The 20,655-nt window shown below is 43.9% G+C and carries 19 protein-coding genes and 1 other annotated feature; of the genes, 8 read left to right on the top strand and 11 right to left on the bottom strand.

The genetic code is table 11. The annotated features are described in order from the left end of the window. Nucleotides 1-11: 11 nt before the first annotated feature. Nucleotides 12-212 (bottom strand): helix-turn-helix domain-containing protein, encoded by a 201-nt coding sequence (locus tag RA086_RS03870; protein WP_308702593.1) that lies wholly within the window; start codon nucleotides 210-212, stop codon nucleotides 12-14. A gap of 393 nt (nucleotides 213-605) precedes the next feature. Here RA086_RS03870 and RA086_RS03865 point away from each other — a divergent pair, with 393 nt between their 5' ends. From RA086_RS03865 to RA086_RS03845, 5 genes are all read left to right on the top strand, one after another. Beyond that, on the top strand, nucleotides 606-869 hold the full coding sequence (locus RA086_RS03865) for a hypothetical protein (RefSeq protein ID WP_308702592.1): 264 nt from the start codon (nucleotides 606-608) through the stop codon (nucleotides 867-869). 54 nt (nucleotides 870-923) lie between these two features. Continuing rightward, on the top strand, nucleotides 924-2,132 hold the full coding sequence (locus RA086_RS03860) for a hypothetical protein (RefSeq protein WP_308702591.1): 1,209 nt from the start codon (nucleotides 924-926) through the stop codon (nucleotides 2,130-2,132). 71 nt (nucleotides 2,133-2,203) lie between these two features. Then, complete coding sequence (locus tag RA086_RS03855; protein WP_308702590.1) at nucleotides 2,204-3,610, top strand: C69 family dipeptidase; 1,407 nt, start codon at nucleotides 2,204-2,206, stop codon at nucleotides 3,608-3,610. Nucleotides 3,611-3,696: 86 nt separating this feature from the next. Next, nucleotides 3,697-3,948: a binding site (T-box leader), on the top strand. Between the two features lie 67 nt (nucleotides 3,949-4,015). Beyond that, nucleotides 4,016-5,023: an aspartate--ammonia ligase gene (asnA, locus tag RA086_RS03850; protein WP_308702589.1), complete on the top strand. Its 1,008-nt coding sequence runs from the start codon at nucleotides 4,016-4,018 to the stop codon at nucleotides 5,021-5,023. A gap of 237 nt (nucleotides 5,024-5,260) precedes the next feature. Then, the gene (locus RA086_RS03845; RefSeq protein ID WP_308702588.1) at nucleotides 5,261-7,273 is read left to right on the top strand and encodes a collagen-binding domain-containing protein; all 2,013 of its coding nucleotides are present in this window, start codon (nucleotides 5,261-5,263) and stop codon (nucleotides 7,271-7,273) included. A gap of 59 nt (nucleotides 7,274-7,332) precedes the next feature. On the opposite strand, the gene RA086_RS03840 is transcribed toward RA086_RS03845, so the two are convergent. The 5 genes from RA086_RS03840 to RA086_RS03820 form a co-directional block, all read right to left on the bottom strand. Next, nucleotides 7,333-7,452, bottom strand: coding sequence for a putative metal homeostasis protein (locus tag RA086_RS03840; protein ID WP_308702587.1), 120 nt, complete (start codon nucleotides 7,450-7,452; stop codon nucleotides 7,333-7,335). Nucleotides 7,453-7,595: 143 nt separating this feature from the next. Continuing rightward, complete coding sequence (locus RA086_RS03835; RefSeq protein ID WP_308702586.1) at nucleotides 7,596-8,042, bottom strand: hypothetical protein; 447 nt, start codon at nucleotides 8,040-8,042, stop codon at nucleotides 7,596-7,598. Between the two features lie 83 nt (nucleotides 8,043-8,125). Continuing rightward, complete coding sequence (locus RA086_RS03830) at nucleotides 8,126-8,518, bottom strand: hypothetical protein (protein ID WP_308702585.1); 393 nt, start codon at nucleotides 8,516-8,518, stop codon at nucleotides 8,126-8,128. 164 nt (nucleotides 8,519-8,682) lie between these two features. After that, nucleotides 8,683-9,180 (bottom strand): thioredoxin domain-containing protein, encoded by a 498-nt coding sequence (locus RA086_RS03825; protein ID WP_308702584.1) that lies wholly within the window; start codon nucleotides 9,178-9,180, stop codon nucleotides 8,683-8,685. A 145-nt stretch (nucleotides 9,181-9,325) separates the two neighbouring features. Next, nucleotides 9,326-11,251, bottom strand: coding sequence for a PTS sugar transporter subunit IIBCA (locus RA086_RS03820; protein ID WP_308702583.1), 1,926 nt, complete (start codon nucleotides 11,249-11,251; stop codon nucleotides 9,326-9,328). A 150-nt stretch (nucleotides 11,252-11,401) separates the two neighbouring features. On the opposite strand from RA086_RS03820, the gene RA086_RS03815 reads away from it, so the two are divergent. Then, nucleotides 11,402-13,105, top strand: coding sequence for an amylo-alpha-1,6-glucosidase (locus RA086_RS03815; protein ID WP_308702582.1), 1,704 nt, complete (start codon nucleotides 11,402-11,404; stop codon nucleotides 13,103-13,105). Between the two features lie 3 nt (nucleotides 13,106-13,108). Next, a complete protein-coding gene (locus RA086_RS03810) occupies nucleotides 13,109-13,897 on the top strand; it encodes a UTRA domain-containing protein (RefSeq protein ID WP_308704410.1) in 789 nt (262 codons plus the stop codon). Nucleotides 13,898-13,968: 71 nt separating this feature from the next. Here RA086_RS03810 and RA086_RS03805 read toward each other — a convergent pair whose 3' ends face one another. From RA086_RS03805 to RA086_RS03795, 3 genes are all read right to left on the bottom strand, one after another. Beyond that, entirely contained in the window at nucleotides 13,969-16,503 is a 2,535-nt protein-coding gene (locus RA086_RS03805) for a M1 family metallopeptidase (RefSeq protein ID WP_308702581.1), read from the bottom strand. 167 nt (nucleotides 16,504-16,670) lie between these two features. After that, a complete protein-coding gene (locus RA086_RS03800) occupies nucleotides 16,671-17,717 on the bottom strand; it encodes a DUF4767 domain-containing protein (protein WP_308702580.1) in 1,047 nt (348 codons plus the stop codon). Between the two features lie 247 nt (nucleotides 17,718-17,964). Then, nucleotides 17,965-19,206: an MFS transporter gene (locus RA086_RS03795; RefSeq protein ID WP_308704409.1), complete on the bottom strand. Its 1,242-nt coding sequence runs from the start codon at nucleotides 19,204-19,206 to the stop codon at nucleotides 17,965-17,967. A 91-nt stretch (nucleotides 19,207-19,297) separates the two neighbouring features. On the opposite strand from RA086_RS03795, the gene RA086_RS03790 reads away from it, so the two are divergent. After that, complete coding sequence (locus RA086_RS03790) at nucleotides 19,298-19,660, top strand: winged helix-turn-helix transcriptional regulator (protein ID WP_308702579.1); 363 nt, start codon at nucleotides 19,298-19,300, stop codon at nucleotides 19,658-19,660. Nucleotides 19,661-19,777: 117 nt separating this feature from the next. Here the strand turns inward: RA086_RS03790 and RA086_RS03785 are convergent, their stop codons facing one another. Both RA086_RS03785 and RA086_RS03780 read right to left on the bottom strand, forming a co-directional pair. Beyond that, nucleotides 19,778-20,176 carry a DUF3021 domain-containing protein gene (locus RA086_RS03785; RefSeq protein ID WP_308702578.1) on the bottom strand — a complete coding sequence of 133 codons (399 nt, stop codon included), beginning with the start codon at nucleotides 20,174-20,176 and terminating at the stop codon, nucleotides 19,778-19,780. Nucleotides 20,177-20,178: 2 nt separating this feature from the next. After that, nucleotides 20,179-20,637 carry a LytTR family DNA-binding domain-containing protein gene (locus RA086_RS03780; RefSeq protein ID WP_308702577.1) on the bottom strand — a complete coding sequence of 153 codons (459 nt, stop codon included), beginning with the start codon at nucleotides 20,635-20,637 and terminating at the stop codon, nucleotides 20,179-20,181. Between the last annotated feature and the right edge of the window lie 18 nt (nucleotides 20,638-20,655).

Here is a 20,655-nt window from a genome sequence, read left to right as displayed (position 1 = left end):
TATGTAAATAATTATTTTGATTCTTTGGGCCGGCCGCGATGATCCACTAACCCCTCGTCACCGGATTGCCGGTACTTACGGACCCACGTGTAGACTTGTGGATACGACACATTAAATTTATCGGCCGCCGCCTGATAATTATTCTCATGCGCCAAAGTATACTTCACAATTTCAATCCGCTCTTCATATGTTGCTCGCCGTCCACGTTCCATGGTCGGTCCCCCTTTCATTCGCCAGAGTTTATCATACCAAGAGTTGCCGTCTTTTTGTAGTTTTTTATTGGTGATTTTAAATAAATCTTCACTAAAAGGCCCACTCAGCCGCCTTCACGGGTGCTCAACCACCCGATGTTGGTTCCGTTACCATCGCTAACCCACTAGTCTTTGCCAAAATGATAACTGATCAAGTCTGCGGTTTAGTCAAAACTCACCATAATTGTGTCACCAGTTTGTGGTGAGACGCACGTTTTCGAGCACACCCGTTAATCATGACATCTGGCTGACTATTGCCTGAATTAAACCACTCACAAATTTTTTTGGTCTAAAAGACAATTTATACTAGCTTTTTAGAACATATGTTCGTATAATGATTTTGAGGTGATAATCATGGAAATGCAAAATTTAAACGTTAAATATGCCAACCACACTAAAATCTTAAAATTAGATCCTTTCATGCTATACGTTCGCGTCCAACGCCTTGATGACCCTGAGAAGACGATTAACTGTCTGGTTGTTAAGCACGCGCTAACCCTTTATTATCAGTTACAAGCGGATGCTCAGCTAGCTTTATATGGTCACTATAATCAACGCCACCAATTCGTCATCAACAAATTCATGGTCGGTCAGCCCACTAAAATTTTAGCAAGCTAGCAACACAAGTTTAACGTCACTATTGGATTCAAAAAGGTTTAGGGAGGTTGCCACATGGCTGCAAAAATCGTCTTATTAGTGCAAAGTACCCAAAATAATCCTGATCACTTATACATAGTCGGTTATCCCATCTTTGAGGTCACAGCCACTGGTGAACTCAAGCTCGCTGAAGATCAAGCCAAGCACGGCTTAGTCGCACGGATCAAGCTTAGTTCAGCTGGTGTCGTGTACACAATTCACTTCGAAAACGACCGCATGCAACAAATTAAACTCAAAAATGTCTCTCAGGCCGATGCCAACCCAACTGGCTTGTCGATTTCAAACCTGCTGGCTGCCTACCACTACCAATTGCCCAATCAACTCACTCAGCTAAGCGATTTTCAGGAAGACTTCAGCAAAGTATTTTCACACGTCACGACACTGACTAGCATCCCCAAACACTATATCGTCATTGATTGCGAATTTGGGCCATTTTTCCGGAAGCATTTTGTGAATGGTAGCTTCCAGTGGCAACCGACCAAAATCAATGGCGCTGATGCCACCGTTTTTCAATTAGCCGCACTAAGTTATGTCGCTGGTACCCAAACAACGGTCTTCTTCAATCACTATTTGGACTTTCCGTCCTTCCTACCAGAGAGAAAGCTCGCAGCACTTGACGCGACTCAGCTCGCTTTGGCGACATTTGAACGACAAGCCGAACCACTGACTGTCCTTAAAAAATTCATCGCTCAGGTCTTGGTTCCCCAACTACCACTGGTTTTCTGGGATCAGGCCTACGATTTACGGTCCTTACGCTGGTTGATCGCACAGTATTATCAAAAACTGACCGCTAGTGAGCAAGCCACGGTAAATCAACCTTTGACCGTCTTCGATGGCGAACAATACACTAATTTAGTGATCAATCGTAGCAACAAGCATGCTTTAACCACCACACATGACTTACCACTCAATGGCGTGGCTGGTTTGCTAAATATCATTAATCCACAGCAACATAATGCGCTATGGGACGCTCAAACGACTCACCATGTCATTCACAAAATGGCAATCATCCAAGCAGCTACGCCAGAGATTTTAACGTTGCCACAGCCAGTCAAGCCAGCCATTCACAAAGCTGAACAAATTGATGGTCAGGAAACTAAACATCAATTAGTTCGTCGTCTTAGAACAGCAGGCAAAACGTATCGTGAAATTGCTAGCAGAGCCGGTATCAGTATTAGTGGCGTGAACTATATCTTGAAGAAAACTAGTCAAGCTGTTGGCTAATTTCCCCCCTGCTATTACAGAACGGGAAAGCGTATAATGAGGATAATAACTTCAAAGGAGTGTCGAAGAAAATGACAAAAAGAATTCAAGGCTCATGTACCACGATTCTCGTTGGTAAAAAGGCCTCCATCGATGGTTCCACCATTATTTCACGAAATGATGACGGCCATGAAGCACTAGATCCAGAACGGTTAGTTGTCGTCAATCCAGAAGACCAACCACAACATTATCAATCCGTTATTAGTAAAGTTAAGGTGGAATTACCTGCTAACCCGTTACGTTACACGTCAATTCCAAACTCAATCTTAACTAACGGAACTTGGCCAGCCGCCGGTATCAACAGTGAAAACATTGCGATGTCTGCGACTGAAACCATTACGACCAATTCCCGCATTCAAGGCATCGATCCCCTAGTTGACGATGGCATTGGGGAAGAAGATCTTGTCACCCTAGTATTGCCTTACATCCATTCTGCTAAAGAAGGGGTCGAACGACTAGGCTCACTTTTAAAAGAATACGGCACTTATGAACCAAATGGGATCGCCTTTTCCGATAATAATGAAATTTGGTGGCTAGAAACCATTGGTGGTCATCATTGGGCGGCCAAGCGGATTCCAGACGACGCCTATGTGGTCGCACCTAATCGGATGAATATTGACGACTTCGACTTTAGTGCCGCCGATACGTTGGCCTCAGCTGATTTGGCTGAATTAATCGAAACCAACCATTTGAACCCTGATTTTGATCGTATCAACCTACGTCATATCTTTGGTAGCGCCACGATTAAAGATACGGTCTATAACAATCCACGAGCTTGGTTTGGTCAGAAATACTTTACTCCAGACGTTGACCAGGATCCGATGGGACAAGACTTGCCTTTCATTTGCCACGCCAACCGGAAGATCTCCATCGAAGACGTTAAATTTGTGTTGAGTTCACATTATGAAAACACAAAATATGACGTTTACGGTAGCGGTTCTGAAGCGGATAAAAAGTTATTCCGCCCAATCGGGATCAACCGGAATCATGATGTGCACATCTTACAAATTCGTAACAACGTACCGGCAGAAATCGCTGGGATTCACTGGTTAGCCTTCGGGGCCAACACGTTCAATACGGTTGTGCCTTTCTATGCCAATGTTAAAGATACCCCTGCCAGCTATAAAGATGCGGATGGTACCTTCAACCTGAACAATATGTACTGGTTAAGTTGCACCACAGCTTTACTTGGCGATACTGATTATGACTTCTACGTTGATATGCGAAACAGTTTTGAATTAGGTGCAATGAGTGCCTATCGTCAGATTGAAAATGCGACGGATGCCGGCTTGAGTCAGCAAACCGACGTGAATGCCTATCTGGAAGCCGCTAATCAAAAACTAGCGGATGAATCAATGAAACGTCAAACTAAATTGCTCGGTGACATGGTCATCGCTGGCTCTGAACAAATGAAGCTTCGCTATAATTTAAATGATTAATTAGAGCTTTGTTCATCAGGGTCTCGTTAAATTTTAATTTTGGGGTTTACTTTTTAAGAATGAGTGCTAATATAAATGTCACAAGATAAAAAACGTAGGAAAGAGGAGTACGTACGATCAACCTGCCAGTGAATTGGGACTTAGTGGAAACCCAACCAGATCTTGATCGTGCCGAAAAACACTTTCTTAGTTGCTAACTGAAATAACTTCGTTAAAGTAGGATTAGTCGTCGACCGGTACGTTATCATCGGTGGTGTATGTTTGTACACTATTAAAAGCTGGTTTATTTTAGATAAACAACTTGGGTGGTACCGCGAAAAAAGTCTTTCGTCCCTTGATTATGTCAAGAGACGGGAGACTTTTTTCGTTTTATCTTAGCCAAAAACCCAAAGGAGAACTGAAATTATGCATTTAATTATTCCAAAGTCATACGATCCAAAATTGTCCGTCAAAGAAACCCAACAAGCGATTCGCTATATTCGTGAAACCTTCCAAACCGAATTTGGTAAAGAACTTAACTTGTCACGGCTATCCGCACCCATGTTTGTCACAAAATCATCTGGCTTAAACGATAACCTCAACGGCGTGGAAACCCCAGTGTCATTCACGATGCAAGACTTACCAGATGAAACGATTGAAATCGTGCACTCCTTAGCTAAATGGAAACGTGTTGCGTTAAAACGCTATGGCTTCGACATGCATACTGGCTTATACACCAACATGAACGCGATTCGCAAAGACGAGGATTTAGACAACCTCCACTCAGCCTACGTTGATCAATGGGATTGGGAAAAAGTGATTGCTAAAGACGAACGAACCATCGATACTTTAAAAGCAACCGTAAAAACTATTTTCAAAGTAATCAAACATATGGAACATGAAGTTTGGTATAAATTCCCGAAGGCCGTTCATCACCTACCAGACGAAATCCATTTCATCACCACTCAAGAATTGGAAGATCTGTACCCTGACAAAACACCTAAAGAACGTGAAGACGCCATCACCAAAAAGTACGGTGCCGTCTTCTTAATGCAAATCGGTGGTGAATTGCACAGCGGCAAACGTCATGATGGCCGCGCCCCTGACTACGATGACTGGCAATTAAACGGTGATATCTTGTTCTGGTACGAACCCTTACAACTCGCGCTCGAAGTTTCTAGCATGGGCATTCGGGTCGATGCCGATTCCTTAGCTAAGCAATTAAAATTAGCTCACGCCGAGGATCGACTCCAGTATCCTTATCACCAAGCCATTTTGCACGATCAACTCCCCTTCACGATTGGTGGCGGGATTGGTCAATCACGACTCTGCATGTTGTTACTTGGCAAAGCCCATGTTGGCGAAGTGCAAGCCGCTTTGTGGCCACAAGCCATGATCGACAAATGCGAAGCCAATGGGATTCATTTACTCTAAAAATTAACGCAGCACTGACCGAAATTGGTCAGTGCTTTTTTGTGCCATTTTCTAATAGTTTGTATAACGTTTGACTTTTTATTTGGGGTCAGATATTATGATGCTCATAAGTTAAGTGAATTGTCTCACAAGACGAGTGCCATCAAAGAAATGGGGGATAAACGCGGTCCGCGTTTTGCCAAAAAGTGAAGATTTATGCCGACTAGCAGCTGTAACCAACAAGTGAGGTGCATGGATATGACTACTCGAGAAAGCAAGTCGCAATGGCTTGATTTGACAAGAACGCTTATTCTGATTATGACAACATTGGCCATCTTGGGATGTTTTGCATTACAAACGCCTGCTGTGGCCCTAGCCGATACGGTTGAACAAACCTTAACAGAATCGACAACGCCATCAGAAGATCGTTCCGCCAGTGAGCCGGCAACAAGTGATACGGATGCCGATACCGAAGCCACGACGACTTTTGAAACTGACAGCACCGAAAATAGTCCGACCACTGATGATCAAGCTCAAACGACATTTAGTGATACTGCTGAAATTGAATCAGATGCGACTAGTGATGTTTTTGACGCTATCCCATCTGGTGGCAACGTCTACGAAGATCATCCCGGTTTAGTGAACATCTTGGGCATCGCCTCGCAATTCCACATTTTTGCTTATGAGGCCGAACTACGCGCACATACTGCCGGAAACTTGGCCGTAGCCCGATTAAATGGCCTCGTCGACTTTGGAACGACCAACAAATTGGAGTTGCTCGATCGCGATATCACTTATATTCAACAAATTATTAAAATCGCAAATAGTTCTTTCGTTTCGGCAGGAAGTACCCGTTGCAATAAAGTTATTTTTGGTGAAGGCATCACTATTGATGTCAGTGACCGAAATCAACCGATTGTTGCCGATACGACAATTGCTCATTTGGTAGCAGACGAAGTCTATCAAGATCAGCCTGGTGAAACTTATATTGATTTCGACGCAGAATTCGCCAAACTAACTGAAACCAGCCTAAATCTGAGTCGGCAAGTTTCCAACGCCAGTTATGCGACAGCCGATTTCAAAGATGAAAATCAACGGACAATCGACGTTACCGATATGACTCCCAACGAAGCTGGTCAAATTATAATCAATTTAGACGCAGATGTTTTAGCAAAAGACCGTCCTTTAATTATTAAAGGCGTCTCCCCTGACGCAAACGGCAACACAATTATTTTCAATGTTGAAACTAACGGGCAAACGATCTATCCCAACAACAGTGAAATCAAAGTCACTTATCCAGATGGGACCGTCCGTGCTAATAAAGACGCGGATGCTTACGGTGATAATCATCTTCTATGGAATTTACATGCCAATCAACAACCATTTACTGGAACCTTTGACGTTAATGCCCGCTTCCAAGGTAGTGTCTTAGCACCACGCGCAACGTTAATTGCTAATCAAAATATGGATGGTAATTTAATCGCGACTCACGTGACAGTGAGTGGCGAAACACACCGTTGGGATTTACAGGACAATACCGATAATGAGCATGACCCTAAAGAAAAGGAAGAAGATGTCACCAAACCTGATCCGGAAGACGAAGATGATGTCGTCGTCGAACCTGATCCTGAGGAAGAAGATGATATCGTCGAACCCGATCCGGAAGACGAAGAAGATGATGTCATCGAACCTGATCCTGAGGAAGAAGATGATATCGTCGAACCTGATCCAGAGGAAGAAGATGATGTCATCGAACCTGATCCGGAAGACGAAGATGATGTCGTCGAACCTGATTCTGAAGACGAAGATATCGTTGAAGAAAGTGATACTACTGAATCAAAATCAGAAAATCCGGATTCAGTAGAAAAAGAAACTGTGGCCGAACCAGCAGTTACTGAAGAAACCGCTGTGCCCATTGAGACTCAGACCGGAAACGAAACAACTACGGACGACGCCAAAATCGTCACCGAACTCGAAACTGAATTAAACGCCGCCTTGAGTTTACCGGTAGCGCAACGAACAACGGCAGTCAAGCGTGTTTTAAGCAAAATTGATACAGCCATCAGGCAAGCTCACGTAGCCAAGGCCCCAATTCGCGCAACTAAATTAGAAAGTTTACGTATTCGTGGCTTAGCTGCCTTGCATACTGGTCAGTTACCGCAAACTGACGAACGCCGAACACAAGCCTTAACGGCCATTGGTTTGGGATTAATTATCGCAGTTATAGCTACCAGCTGGGAAATCACCAAACGTCGCCGGCGGAAAAATTAAAATTCCAACTAAAAATAGTTGATTAGCAATCAAACGCTAACCAACTATTTTTGATGTCTTTATTTCGCCTTTTGCAACTGACGGCGATAATCATGTAACACTTTTAGGGCTCGTTTACGCGACTTAATATTAGTACTACGCATGCGACGGCGTGCACTGGCTAAATCTTGTTTTTCCATTTGACGTTACCTCTCTTTTAAATGGTAATAATTACTATTTAAAAGATACCACGAGCCACCCCAAGAAACAATTAATTAATCCGCCAACCTGGTCGCTAAACTCTCAACCTCATCTGAACCATTTAATTTAGTGTGCGCATCAATCAGCTAAATTGCGCCGCCATTAGGATTAAATAAGTGGCCAATTCGCCTTTCATTTGCCGAGCCAGCTTAGCTTTGATCAATTGGTCCACCGCTGTCTGTAATCCCAGACACAGTGCCAAAGCTGACCACCAGAACCACCCGTTGAGTGGCGCGTGTAAACTGAGTGCCAGACCAAAGTTGAGACCTAATAATAACACTAATTGCCAAAAACCATGTCCCAGCCAGCGTTGATAGGACAGGTGAATTTTTAAAATAGCTGGCTGGACCTGCTGAGCTTGTTGCGCCCATTTCACATAACCAGCCAAGTGGGCAAAAAAGTAGTCCAGTCGACTCGTCAAATGATGCCGCTGATTATAAACCCTAACTGCCACTAAGATTACGATTAAAATCCCCAGTGTCGTTAAATTAAGTCCCTCAATAAATCTGTTTGGATTAGAAATTGGCATTCCCCGTCACCCCCTACAATTAAGTCTATGGTAGCGCTTTAATTTTGGAAAGTGCGGACAATTCTAAAACTGAACTGGGACAGTTATGACAGCGGATGTTGCCGATAATACCGGAGGAAACGACGTTGGTAACTATTAATAACCAACAGAATTCCAATCAGGCCCCAAGCCCACCATCCCAGCGCTCCCGCGTCAATTTGCTCGACAGTCCAATAATGAGTGATTCCGGCAGTTAAAATAACATAACCCCCGAGACCATTAATTAGATTAGCGAAGCGCAATTCAGGATGTTGCTGCTGTAACCGAATATTGAGTGGCAACTTGACCCACAAGCGGCTGATTTGTGGCTCATCTAATAGCCAGCAACCAACTTGACGACCAAGCCAACAGGTCGCTGCGACAAACGACCAAAATGATCGTAAACATAAACACACTAATACTAAGTACCCCAGCGCATTAATCAATCCCCAATCCATTCTTATCACCACCATGCAAAATTTGTTAGCGCTTTCATATTTCGAATCAAGTATATGAAAATGCCTTGAAAATTACTATTAAAAGGTGTTACAAATTTATTTATACTAAAAAAGCCACCTGTTTGAGGTGACTTGACCGCGTCTATGACGCTGACTAAACCTGCTTATAATAGTTGACTGAGTGGTACGAGCTGCTCATCAAACCTCATCTTGCCATCGAAAATCAAGGTTGGCAGACTCGTTATCCCATTCGCGGCAACTTCCTGATCAATTTGCTGTTTAACTGCCGCAGCCGCAGCGTACGGTTTCACGCCATAAGTTTGTTCAAGATAAGCTGGCACCGCAGCGTTAGCCAATCCTCGCAGGTCGTCCTGCCCTTGAAAAACAGCTTCAATGTAGGTCAAAGCTTGCTCTGGCTGTTGATAGTCAATATAACCATTGGCAATATTTCCATTGCGAAGTGGTTCCTTGATCTTGTTCCAAAATTTTAGATGAACTTGTAGCTGACCATCATCAACCGCTTGGAATAGCTCGTCAACATTAGGTAACCACCAATCTTGGGTATCTTCACAACCCAAATTAAGAATCGCCGTTAAGGTATGTGGGGCTTGGGGTTGACCGAGATTAATGGTCGTTGCATCTGAATCACTAAATCCACTCATAATTGTCCTGCTTTCTGAAAATGGCCGACAACCAAAAATCGTTCCAGCAAATTAAGCCAGGAACGATTTAACGTGTTGCTTAAGGCTAAGTTAATTTCAACTCAGTATAGAATTCTAGCTGACGAAAGTCAACGTATCCCGCCAACTACGCCTCTAGCCCGCCGGCATCAACATCTGCCAAGGGTAAATAACTCACATTGGCAATGGGCTCACCGACCTGAACGTGGCTTAGATGAGTCTTAAAATCAACGCCCGCAACCAAATTACCTTGGTTGGTCACGACCATCATGACAGAATCGTCATAGCCTTCCTTTTTCAACAATTGATCATCAAAATGAATTAATTTTGTCCCGGCAGTGACCCGTTGACCTTGTGTGACTGAAGTTTCAAAACCGCGACCTTTCAAATTGACCGTCTCTAAACCTATATGAATCAAGATTTCCATCCCATTATCTAAAGTCATGCCGACCGCATGTGGCATTAAAGCACTGATGACACCCGCTGCTGGCGCATAAATCTGTTCACCAGTCGGTGTCGTTGCGACCCCATCGCCCAGTTGTTTTTGTGAAAACATCGTATCTTTTACTTCGGTAATCGGCATTGTTTTCCCATCAACATAGGCCATTAGATCCGTGGGCACTTGTTTAGGTGTCGCCCCAGCTTTAGCATTCTTAGCAGGATTCAGCTTTGTGTGCATCAAGAGCAGCGTGAACACAATGGTCAAAACAAAGGTCATCACTTCACCGGTGAGATAGAGGCCCCATTGCTTTGGAAAGACGCTCAAGAAACTCAAGACCCCACCAACACCAACACTAGTTGAACGAACATGCCAGAATCCCATCCAGCCACCACCAATCGCACCAGCTAACATGACGGCGACGAATGGATAACGATTTTTCAAATTAACCCCATAAATTGCGGGTTCCGTAATACCAAGAAACGACGACAACCCACTGGTCCAAGCCACGTTCTTTTTCTTAGCGTCCTTACGAAAAATGTACGTCATGGCTAAACAGGCTGCACCTTGGGCCATTGTCACTGGTTCACCGACTGGCCAGAGAGTAACGTACCCCAGCGTCCCAGCCATCTGCAAGTTAACGCCCAAGAATAAATGATGCATCCCAGTAATCACCAGGGGCGCACAAATGAACCCATACAAGGCCCCACCGATCACGGGTGCCGCGTTAAATAAATTGACTACGCCACTCGTAATCACATTAGCGCCAGCCATCGTGACTGGACCAATGAAAAGAAACGAGGCAAATCCTGAAATCAATAGCGCTAATGGTGCCACTAAGACAAGCTGTAGCGCATCCGGAATATGTTTTTCAAAATATTTTTCTAGTTTGACCAATAACCAAGCGGCAACTAATACGGGAATCACTTGACCTTGATAGCCCACTTGCGCCACGTGCCAGCCAAAGATATTCCAAGTCGGGGCCTTTGCCGGATTAGCAGCGTAATCATACGCACTCATTAATGACGGATTAACTAAAATCAGCCCTAAAACAATTCCTAACAATGGATTTCCTTTAAAACGTTTCACCGCTGACCAACCAATTAACGCTGGCAGGAAAGCGAAAGACGTTTGGGCAATCAATTGAATAATATCGTAAACCCCTTTCCATTCAGTATGCATCTGAATGAATGAGGCTTTTGGATAAAAAATACCTTGGTTTCCTAAAACATTATTGACCCCCATGAGGAGCCCAGCGGCAACAATAGCTGGAATAATTGGAATAAATATATCGCCTAATAATGATACCAAACGTTGCAACCAATTGCCTGAATGGGTCGGCTTAGTGGTGCTCGGCTTAATCTCCCCAATCTGGGCCATGAACTCATCGTACACTTTGCCCACGCTGGGACCAATAATGATTTGAAATTGATCACCCACAAAATTAGTGCCTTGAACCAGGTCAATCTGATCCAGCCCCTTGAGATCCACAGCCTTTTTATCCTTTAAAACTAATCTTAACCGTGTAATGCAATGCGTTGCCGAATCAATGTTTGCTTTGCCCCCAACCAACTTAACAATTTCACTGACAGGTGTTTTTAACGCTTTTGACATAACAATCCCCCCGTTTTGTTTTTGATAACGTTTACAGCCATCATTATAATTCGTTTAAACAAATTTGACAAGTGCTAATTTTAGAATTAATATCTTAGTTGTTAGATAGGCATATATAATAAAATTTGTTCACGTTAGGAGTTAGAAAAAATGCGACTTGAACTTAATACCTTTAGTTTCTATGGATCCTACATGGGCTTACTCGTTGAAAATCAACACTTATTCTTACGCTCATTGCACGGTGACTCGAAGGCCAACATGAATAGCCTTGAGCTCATCCCGTTGTACCACCAACAAGTAGTCACAGACTTTACGACTAAGATGACGGCGACCAGCGTCACGATCAGCACCAAATTTGGCCAGCTTAACCTCACTTTTGGCGACAAAGATACCTTAGTTTTTGAAAGTAACACACAGCTTGGGCTCAAGATCTGTAGTCAGCCTAAATTCAATTTTGAGTACAGTTACCAGCTAGGCTCAGCTGAGCAGCCCTACTATATCATCAATAGTTACAAGAATCTGACAAAGTATCTTGTCTATACTTTGGCTGGAACCGACCAACTTAGTCAGGAATTACAAGTGGATACCACTGGTAGTAACTCGACTGCCCATAATCGTTCGGATATTTTAGTGCAGCCAAACGCCGCGGGTAAAATGGTCGTCGCAATTCAAGAGATTCAGCATAATATGGCTAATCCACATTGGGAACTACCTGAATTTGAGACCCTTGTCGCCCAAAACAAACAAAAAATGGCTGACTTTATTACGACAAGTCAGCTAACAAAGTGTCCCCAAAAATTTAAATCAATTTATCAAGACGCCTATTATATTCTGTGGTCGGACACCGTGGCACCAACCGGCTTACTACATTATCCTTCCGTCTATGCTTCAAATAATCACTTTCCGGGCGTCTGGACTTGGGATCATTGTTTCATGGCACTCGCCTTGATGCGCACTCACCCAGACTTGGCGTGGGCGCAAATGGCAACCGTTTTTGATTACCAGGACGCCGTTGGCCAACTACCGGGATCTATCAGCGATTCAACCATTCGTTGGAACTTTTCCAAGCCACCAATCCATGGGCTTATTTTCGCTGAAATGTTACGGGTCATGTCGCTTACTACTGCGCAAAAACAGCAGATCTATCGCTGGATCAGTAAACAAGTCAACTATCTGGTCACTTATCGTGATACAAATCATGATGGTATCGTCGAATATTTACATGGTAATGACAGTGGTATGGATAATAGTACGGTCTTTAAGCATCAAGTCGTGGTGGATTCGCCGGATTTAACCGCTTATTTAATTATGGACTACGATCTGTTGGCAAAACTCGCGACCGAACTTCAGTTAACGACCGCCAATCACTGGCAACAACAAGCTAAAGCATTGAGTCAACGTCTAGTGACGACCTTTTTTGATAAAGAGTCACTGCCATTTGCGCGTGAAACTCAGACGAAACAGGCCATCCAATCTCAAAGCTTGCTGCCCTTGATGAGTCTTACCGCGAATCGCTATCTACCAACCGCTTTAAATCAGGCGATGGTCAAACAGTTAAAAACACACTTTATGACGACTTATGGTCTCGCTACTGAAGCGTTGGCTAGTCCTGACTATCACGCAGATAGTTATTGGCGTGGCGCGGTTTGGGCCCCATCGACCATTCTAATTTATCTAGCACTTGAACAACTTGGTGAAACGACCCTCGCGAACCAGCTTAAACAAGGCCTCTGTCACATGATCCGTCAGAGCGGCTTCGCCGAAAACTTTGATGCTAAAACTGGGCAAGGCCTACGAGATCGCTCATTTAGTTGGACTGCCAGTGCTTTAATTTATTTATTGGAAGTTGTTTAAACAATTGACAAAATTTTCTCCTCCGATACAATTGGTTCATGGAGGGAGTGGCTCGCAATCAAAGCAAAATATAAAGAAATCTATTTAGATTTAAGAGAATTAATTATCAATGGCAAATTTTCCTATCAAGACACCCTCCCGACTGAAGCAGTTTTAATCCAAAAATATGCTTGCTCTCGTAATACCGTGCGACGGGCAATCAAACAGCTGGCAGACGAGGGTTTAGTCCAGAGTGTTCACGGCAAAGGCGTCATCGTACTCTATAATGGCAACTTTGAACAACAGATTATCAAGAATGGTCAACCGTCTTTTAATCGGCTGGCTAAAAATCGGGAAGCCAAATTCACCAAACGAGTCCTATTTTTCGATGAAAAGTTAGTCGATACGCAAATTGCCAAGGAAAGCTCCTTTCCAGTTGGCACGCCCGTTTTCTACATTAAGCGCATTCGGATTCTGGATGGCGAACCTTTTATCTTACAAGAAAGTTACTTTTTAAAAAAAGTGATGCCTGAACTGACTCTGGAGATCGCCCAAGAATCAGTTTACGATTACTTGATCCATCAACTGTCACAAAAAATCGCGACCACGCGCCGCATTTTGATGATGTCACTCGCGACGGCCGACGATCATAAATATTTAAACTTGGGACAATTTAATACGGTCCCGGTAATCACCAATTACTCATACCTACAAGATGGCACCATGTTTGAATACACTAAATCGCGACACCAGCCTAAACATTTTATTTTCTACGACCAGGCAACCAGCAATCCCGTGTTATTCTTACCGTAATCGTTCTAAGGACAGTCAAAAAGTGTTGAAACATCGGCTATCGGTGTCTCAACACTTTTTTTGAACAATTTTTAGTTAATGGCCTTAGTAACTGCGTCATTGACCGCTGCTTGTTCGGCTTCAATCAAGCTAACGCGACTTTCAATCACTTTGGTATCCATCGTGATTTCACGGGTTAAGCCTGGGGTGTTCAATTTTGGTTCAAAGAAGGCTTTGAACTCTGCTAAACGTTCGGCTGTCCGGAAAACACCAGCAGTGACAGTAATATAAGTGGTGAATTCCATGTCACCACCGACCGTCTTTTCGAGCCAAGCCCAATCGTTGCGAATCCAATCCCAAGCGGCTTGTTCACCAGCATGGTTGCTCAAAACGCCACGATACCAGGCCCGCAAGTCTTGTGGTTTAACCGTATCCGCATCCTCAAATGCAACGATCAAACGCGCAATCAAGTCTGCATCCGTCGTACTCGTCAATGCGGCGCAAATATCTGCTTTGTAACTTGCATCTGAAGACTGACGGTAAGCGGTCAGCAACTTGTCAAATAACGCTTTGTTGCCAAAATGCTGTACTTCATTCCGTAAAATCAAGAGTCGCACATCTGCCGACAATTGATCTAATTGACTGGCATGACCTTCAAACAATTCATGAGCGGCCAAGATTGCTCCAGCATTTTCAGCATATAATGCAACATTCAAAATAACTGGACGTGATAGTTGGTCGTCGATGGTCTCACCAACTGTAGCAGTCCAACCGAGGCGCTTCACTTCGGCCTGACTCAATTGATCATATAAGGCTTTCAATTGTTTTTCCGCAGGTGAAGCGGGATCCACAAAGCGTTTCAAATCACCGGCTGCGCGGTATAGCGCCAAGTTAACAACCGTTGACTGGCTGTTGGCAAACCGGCCGAGCAATGGGACGACGGCTGCATATGAGATCTGTCGACCTTCAGCTAAGAGCCGCAAGTCTTGTAGCGTTTGTAATTGTGAAATCGCATCTAAACTTTCCGCATCGCTCAAAATATCATCCAATAAGGTCTGGTCGTATTTGACAATAAAGTGAGAATTATTACCGACATTTATACGGAACGGTTTGCCCGCCGCCTGCCGTAATTCAGCGTAGTCGCCCAAAGTTACCCGCGGTGCAGCCAAAATTTGTGGTGCCGCATCGTAGTTACTGTTCAGTGGAATCGACCACTGGCGGTCCGCCGTTTGGCCGTCGCCAATGAAGAATTGGGTCTGTGCTAACGTCAATTGACCGTCAACGACTGCCGCGGTAACGACTGGGTAGCCAGGTTGTTCGAGCCATGACTGCATGATGGTTGCCAGGTCAATGCCAGAAGCCGCACCCAAAGCTTGCCAGAGATCCGCCCCCGTAGCGTTACCATATTGATGCGTTTCAAAGTATTGTTTCAAACCTTTGCGTAGCGCTTCATCACCAATTAAGGCCCGCACCATTACTAGCATCCGTGCCCCTTTAGCGTACACGATTGCGCTATCGAATAGCGAATCAATTTCAGCTGGATTTTCAACTTGAACATGGACTGATTGCACACCGTCCGTGGCATCCCGTTGTAACGCAGCCGGTGCTTCTGACGTCTGGAACGTTTCCCAAATGTGCCAATCCGGTTCAATAGCGTCAACCGCCACATATTCCATCATGTTGGCAAAACTTTCATTTAACCAGAGATCGTCCCACCATTTCATGGTCACTAAATCACCGAACCATTGATGCGCAAGCTCATGCGCAATGACAGTTGCGACCCGTTGTTTCATATCTAAGGCGGTGTTATCAGGATCGAGTAAGAGGTAAGCTTCCCGATAAGTGACTAAGCCCCAGTTTTCCATGGCACCTGCCGAAAAGTCTGGTAGAGCTAATTGCCATGAATGTGGTAGCGGATATGGCTTTTGATAAAAATCTTCATAGAATTCGATTGACCGTTTGGCAATATCTAAGGCAAAATCAAGTTCATTTGCTTGATGGGCTTTGGTACCAAACACCCCAACCTTGACGCCACTCTTAGTGGTGGTGAGCTTGCTTTGTAACTCACCAAAAGCAAACGCAATCAAGTAAGTCGACATTTTAACCGTGGTGTCAAAATAATGGACCCCATTTTCGACTTTCGTTTCAGGCATATTGCTGATCGTTGTTTCACCCGCGTGTTCATCGTATTTGATGGCTAAGTCAAAGGTTGCTTTGGCTTCTGGTTCATCAATACATGGGAAGGCTTGACGTGCAGCCGTTGTTTCAAATTGTGTCCCAATAATTTGTTTCTTTTCACCATTAATTTCGTAATATGAAGGATAAATCCCCATCATCGTATCGGTCAAGGGCGCCGTATAATTGATGACTAAGGTGACTTCACCAGTTTTGGCTAAATCGAGATCAATAGCTTCTTGAGCCGGATTGTCTTTAAAAGTCACCGCTACGCCGTCAGCTTGGACTTCAGTAATGATTAGGCCTTTTTGATGGATACTAATCGTCTTAGCTTTAGCTTCACCGGTAATCGTTGTTTGACCAGTGATTAACTTTTGTGCACGGTTAATATCGAGGTAAATATTGTAGTGCTTTGGTTGAAATTTATGAAAAAGATGCGTTGATTCACTCATGAGTTTCCCCCTAAATTGTTAGAATAGTTTCATTATACGACACTTTAAGCCGTGGTGGGACTGGTTTGACTATCTTTTAGATTTGAAAGTTTCCCGTTTTTATCACTATCATGTCCCATTAATCAAACATACCAAATTTCAAAAATGAAATTGCCTGCTCATAGTGATTAATCCATATCCTCACGTGTAGATTTCTCATCACCAAACCGATAATCTGCCATCTGTTTTGCAACAGCACTGCTCTTATAGGCATTGATATCAAACCAAGGACCAGCGCCACTAGCCATCATCATTACTGGGATTTGCCGACCATCATAATATTTATAGCGAACATACTCACTATCACCAGCACCAGCAGTTTGATCAATGCCTTTAATATTTAACCATTTTGGTGTGGTACTTTCTGCATATCTTAGCTTTAATTTACTGACATTTGAAAGTTGTGTGTCATTAATTTTGCCATCATATTTAGAGTAGTAATACCAAACCCCACCATAGGCACTCGGTATCCGCTGTGGTGAAGCTGCCACCGCAGTTTTCACATCCGCATTCAAACTAGCATCACGCTTCACGGCTGGTTCAATACCAGTCACGATTTTAGTAAATCCGGCCTGAAGCGCACTATTTTGTGTATCTTGAAGATAGAAAGTATCCCCATTGGTTGTTTGTGACATAAAAACAACTGGGCGCTGGTCGTGTAGACAGAATAAATATGACGTTGGAAATTCACTGCCACTCTTACCACCCGTTGCAACGGCCACAATTTGAAATTCTTGACCATTTTCACCGTCCGTTGACCATGACAACTTAATCGGTTGATGCCCCCAACTGACACGATGATTCAATTCACCACTCGTAATTGCTTTAGGGAAAACAAACCCCAAATGATCCGGGTTTTGGCCGTCATAAGTTCCTTCATAGGTTTGACCCATCTGAGTCTGCCAAGTTTTCATAAACGCTGAAAGTTGTTTTTCTTTGGCAGAATTCCATAAAGTGGTCGTGATTTTTTTAGTCTTCCCTGTCTGATTCAGTGATTGCTTTATCTTATCCGATTTAGCTTGCTTACTTGCCTTGGTTGTTTTAGTAGATTTTATGGCTTGTTTTGTGCTGACTGCTACCTCACTTGATTTTTGATGCGCTAACTTCCCATCGTTTGCGGAACAACCTGCTAATAACACTGCTCCGGCTAACGCTATCAACCAGCTTTTCTTCATTTATGACGAACACTCTCCCACTTTGAGTATTCTGCCCCCTACTCGTTTTAGTTTTTGTTAATCCAATTCTATCGGTTACAGTAATAATTGCAACCGTTATCAGTTGCAGTGGGCAACTATTTAAAAATCATCCAATTAAGTATTTCGACAAGCACACCAACCTGAAAAGTCACAAAAAAAGAAGACCCTGTCCTAACAACAGAATCTTCTTTCCTCTCAGAACATCGATTAAACGGTCTTATTTAACTTAGTTTTCGCAATCCTCAGGTGTCTCCTCAGCAACCGGTCGCGCCAACCAAATCAATCCAGCCAACAATACCAAGCTAACGGCAACCATCAAGGCACCAAAGACCGGTGTCCAAGCTAACCCAAATTGTGTCGTCACTTGACCGCCAATTCCTGAACCTAAAGCAATCCCAACGTTAAACGCAGAAATATTCAACGCGGACGCCATCGTAATATCTTGTGGCGTATGCACTTCAGCTAACTGAACAATATAGAGCTGTAGACCAGGAACATTCATAAACGCAAAGATACCCATGACCAAAACAGTGAATAATCCGAGCCAGTGACTGTGCGCCGTGAATGCTAAAACTAGTAACGTGATCAACAAACCGACGAACATTTTAAATAGTGCCACTAACGGACGTTTATTTGCCCAGCGACCGCCAAGGGTATTGCCTAAGGCCACCATCAAGCCGTAAACAACTAAAATGACAACGACTGCACTAGCTGACCACCCCATCGATTGTTCCAATAGTGGTGATAAATACGTGTAGGCGACAAAAGTCCCACCGTAACCTAAAGCTGTGACTAATAAAGCTAACAGCAGTTGCGGATTAGTCAAAACGCGCAGAATCCCACGTGCAGTGGCTTTGACCGGTAATGGCAAATGACGTGGAATCAACCAATAATCTGCTAATAGTCCTACAACACCAATACCGCTAATGAAGATAAATGACCAGCGCCAACCACCCAGCTGACCGATCATCGTCCCCAACGGCACCCCAGTGACCGTTGCCACGGTTAACCCGGTGAACATCACCGCAATCGCGGAGGCCCGCTTTTCTGGTGCCACAACGTCCGCCGCAATGACTGATGCGACCGTCATGAAAATTCCATGTGCTAAGGCGGCCACGATCCGACCGAGCAACAAGACGTTAAAGGTTGGCGCCAACGCGGCTAATAAGTTGCCCGCAATAAATAGTCCCATGATTAACATCATCAGTCGATGCCGATTCAGGCGACCCGTCAGTAACGTCATGACCGGCGCGCCAACCATAATTCCAAGTGCATAGACGGAAACCGTCAACCCCGCTTGGGCTAAATTAATATGAAAACTACTGACCAACATTGGCATCAGCCCAACACTAATAAATTCTGTGGACCCAATCGCAAACGCGCTAATGGCGAGCGCTAACAGTGTCCAGGTTGGATTAACTTTTTTACTCATTTTAAAATTCCTCCTATACTTGCTAACGTGATAAATAATGATTATACTAGCAAGTAACTTAAGAACAAGTACCGACTTTAAAGTGGTATACCCACCAAAAAGTAAGTATCAATAAGGAGGCCATTTTATGCCTGAAAAAACTTATCAAATCGGCGTGGAAGCCACCATGGAAGTCATCGGTGGTAAATGGAAATCCATTATTCTGTGTCATTTACGCCTAAAACCGATGCGGACTAGTGAACTTGAACGGGCCATTCCACAGATTTCTCAAAAAATGTTGGTCCAACAATTACGTGAACTCGAAGCAGCGAACATTGTTCAACGACAAGTGTATCAGGAAGTCCCACCACGCGTTGACTATCGGCTGACTGATTATGGTCACAGCTTATCAGGTGTGTTACATCAACTCTGCGTTTGGGGTGAAGAAAATATTGACTTGCGTCGCGAAAATGGTGAAGCAATTAAGTTACTGCATCGCGATGATCTCTAAAAAATAACCAAATTCAATAATCTAAGCTAAAATGAACCCCCGATGTTGGACAACAATCCAATATCGGGGGTTTTGTTATGGCTAAGCTTAATTTGGTAGCGAAGTCATTTCTATTAATTATTCATCTGCTCGCTTCTGTCGGCGCTTAGCAATTGCACTGTTAATCCGCTCGACTTGCAAGTAACGTTGCACACGAATGATTATCCAGCAGATGACATACAAGGCAACAAAGGTCACCCAAAACGATGGCACGATTGGCCAATGATTGAAGCCCATCATAGCAGCAACTAGGAAAAACGTCCCGACAAAATGGATTCCCAACTCAGTCAACCATGGCAGCGCATCACTTTGAAAAATCAGCGATACCATCCCAATCCCGACACTCATCACCAATATACTGAGGATGTTCGCAGTCGTCGGCATGATTGGTTGGACCTTAAACAACATAATCAACATATAGGCAAACGAGCCAAAACCGATGCCACTCATGGCATTATGCACGATTTTCTTCAACATGGCTACACCTCCAATCGTTGCAGCAGTTCTTTGACATATTTTCGGCTGACCTCTGTCTTTGTACGGTTAGTCAGTCGTGCCGACATACTACCAGAAAAACTATCCGACAACGAAAGTAAGTGGTCAAGATTCAAGGCCGCATGCTTAGAGACCTGAACAAAACTCGGCTTAGCTAAACGTCCCAGAAAATGGCTAAGTGCCTCATTGGTCACAACAATTTCGTTGATTGTCGTCAGTAGCAACTGTCCGTTGACTAGATCCGCCAAAATGATTTCACCCGGTCGAATCATCAGGATTCTGTCTTCACTTTTTACTGGTAAGATTGTGGGATTGGCCGCCTGATAGCGATTGATATAGCTCATCAGCGCCTGAATCTGCGAGTCTTGCGCAGCAGCCTGTACAATCACGATCGGATCATCTGTAGCAATGTGTGGATTTTCTTCAAAACGACTATAAACCATGACTGGCCCCTTTCGTGC

The organism is Lactiplantibacillus brownii (genome assembly GCF_031085375.1).
GTDB lineage: Bacteria > Bacillota > Bacilli > Lactobacillales > Lactobacillaceae > Lactiplantibacillus > Lactiplantibacillus brownii.
Note: the sequence above shows the minus strand (reverse complement) of the source record. Positions and strands in the feature narration are given on the sequence as shown.